Genomic DNA, 2986 nt, shown 5'->3' with positions numbered 1-2986 from the left:
GGGTGTAAACCCTGGCGATGACCTACTCTCGCATGGCTTGAGCCACACTACCATCGGCGCAGCTGCGTTTCACTTCCGAGTTCGGGATGGGATCGGGTGGTTCCACAGCGCTAATTTCACCAGGGAGACGGTTGGAGCGTCGCGATGTTCGTGGTTTTCCCTTGTGGGAAAAGCACGGCCATACTGCGCCTGCCTCTCATAGTTCTTGTGACGTAGCGTGCACCTGGATCTATCGACATGTCATGTCGGCCAAGGCAACTTGAGGTTATATGGTCAAGCCACACGGATCATTAGTATCAGTTAGCTCAATACATTGCTGTACTTACACACCTGACCTATCAACCACATAGTCTATATGGTTCCTTCAGGGGGCTTGTGCCCCGGGAGATCTCATCTTGAGGCGCGCTTCCCGCTTAGATGCTTTCAGCGGTTATCGCTTCCGAACATAGCTACCCGGCAATGCCACTGGCGTGACAACCGGAACACCAGAGGTTCGTCCACTCCGGTCCTCTCGTACTAGGAGCAGCCCCTCTCAAATCTCCAACGCCCATGGCAGATAGGGACCGAACTGTCTCACGACGTTCTGAACCCAGCTCGCGTACCACTTTAAATGGCGAACAGCCATACCCTTGGGACCGACTACAGCCCCAGGATGTGATGAGCCGACATCGAGGTGCCAAACACCGCCGTCGATATGAACTCTTGGGCGGTATCAGCCTGTTATCCCCGGAGTACCTTTTATCCGTTGAGCGATGGCCCTTCCATACAGAACCACCGGATCACTAAGTCCTAGTTTCCTACCTGCTTGATCCGTCGATCTTGCAGTCAAGCACGCTTATGCCTTTGCACACAGTGCGCGATGTCCGACCGCGCTGAGCGTACCTTCGAGCTCCTCCGTTACTCTTTAGGAGGAGACCGCCCCAGTCAAACTACCCACCATACACGGTCCCCGACCCAGATAATGGGCCCAGGTTAGAACGTCAAGCACGACAGGGTGGTATTTCAAGGATGGCTCCGCCACAGCTAGCGCCATGGTTTCATAGCCTCCCACCTATCCTACACAGACGAACTCAACGTTCAGTGTAAAGCTATAGTAAAGGTTCACGGGGTCTTTCCGTCTTGCCACGGGAACGCTGCATCTTCACAGCGATTTCAATTTCACTGAGTCTCGGGTGGAGACAGCGCCGCTGTCGTTACGCCATTCGTGCAGGTCGGAACTTACCCGACAAGGAATTTCGCTACCTTAGGACCGTTATAGTTACGGCCGCCGTTTACTGGGGCTTCGATCAAGAGCTTCGCCTTGCGGCTGACCCCATCAATTAACCTTCCAGCACCGGGCAGGCGTCACACCCTATACGTCCACTTTCGTGTTTGCAGAGTGCTGTGTTTTTGATAAACAGTCGCAGCGGCCTGGTTTCTGCGGCCCTCTTCAGCTATAGCTCGCATGAGCCACCAAAAAGGGCGCACCTTCTCCCGAAGTTACGGTGCCATGTTGCCTAGTTCCTTCACCCGAGTTCTCTCAAGCGCCTGAGAATTCTCATCCTACCCACCTGTGTCGGTTTACGGTACGGTCTGCGTAAGCTGAAGCTTAGGAGCTTTTCCTGGAAGCGTGGTATCAGTGACTTTGTCTTAAAGACTCGTCTCGGTGCTCGGTCTTGAAGGATCCCGGATTTGCCAAAGATCCAAACCTACCGCCTTTCCCCCGGACAACCAACGCCGGGTACACCTAACCTTCTCCGTCCCTCCATCGCACTTACGCGAGGTGCAGGAATATTAACCTGCTTCCCATCGACTACGACTTTCGTCCTCGCCTTAGGGGCCGACTCACCCTGCGCCGATTAACGTTGCGCAAGGAAACCTTGGGCTTTCGGCGTGCGGGTTTTTCACCCGCATTATCGTTACTCATGTCAGCATTCGCACTTCCGATACCTCCAGCAGACTTCTCAATCCACCTTCAACGGCTTACGGAACGCTCCTCTACCGCGTACATATAAATATGCACACCCCAAGCTTCGGTTCACTGCTTAGCCCCGTTAAATCTTCCCCGCAGACCGACTCGACCAGTGAGCTATTACGCTTTCTTTAAAGGGTGGCTGCTTCTAAGCCAACCTCCTGGCTGTCTGTGCCTTTCCACATGGTTTTCCACTTAGCAGTGAATTTGGGACCTTAGCTGTGGGTCTGGGTTGTTTCCCTTTTCACGACGGACGTTAGCACCCGCCGTGTGTCTCCCATACAGTCCGTCTCGGTATTCGGAGTTTGCAATGGTTTGGTAAGTCGCGATGACCCCCTAGCCATAACAGTGCTCTACCCCCGAGAGGATACATATGAGGCGCTACCTAAATAGCTTTCGAGGAGAACCAGCTATCTCCGGGTTCGATTAGCTTTTCACTCCTAATCACAGCTCATCCCCGTCTTTTGCAACAGACGTGGGTTCGGGCCTCCAGTACCTGTTACGGCACCTTCACCCTGGCCATGACTAGATCACCCGGTTTCGGGTCTACTGCCCGCGACTATGCGCCCTTATCAGACTCGGTTTCCCTTCGCCTCCCCTATACGGTTAAGCTTGCCACGAACAGTAAGTCGCTGACCCATTATACAAAAGGTACGCAGTCACTCTTTCGAGCTCCTACTGCTTGTACGCACACGGTTTCAGGATCTATTTCACTCCCCTCTCCGGGGTTCTTTTCGCCTTTCCCTCACGGTACTGGTTCACTATCGGTCGGTCAGTAGTATTTAGCCTTGGAGGATGGTCCCCCCATGTTCAGACAGGGTTTCACGTGCCCCGCCCTACTCGTCTTCACTGGAGTGGCCCTTTTAAATACAGGGCTATCACCTTCTATGGCCAGCCGTTCCAGGCTGTTTTTCTAGAACCATTCCAGCTTAAGGGCTAGTCCCCGTTCGCTCGTCGCTACTCAGGGAATCTCGGTTGATTTCTTTTCCTCTGGTTACTTAGATATTTCAGTTCACCAGGTTCGCTTCCAGCAGC

General features: G+C 53.6%; 2 rRNA genes (1 of these 2 only partly in view). Both read right to left on the bottom strand.

The window, feature by feature from the left end:
• Positions 1 to 9 precede the first annotated feature (9 nt).
• A 5S ribosomal RNA gene (rrf, locus tag ACTJI4_RS18235) occupies positions 10 to 124 on the bottom strand.
• A gap of 145 nt (positions 125 to 269) precedes the next feature.
• Positions 270 to 2986 (bottom strand): 23S ribosomal RNA (locus ACTJI4_RS18230); it runs 162 nt beyond the window's last position.

Origin of the sequence: Stenotrophomonas sp. 22385 (genome assembly GCF_052045085.1) — a bacterium.
Classification (GTDB): Bacteria; Pseudomonadota; Gammaproteobacteria; order Xanthomonadales; family Xanthomonadaceae; genus Stenotrophomonas.
This window is presented reverse-complemented; position numbering and strand designations above follow the sequence as displayed.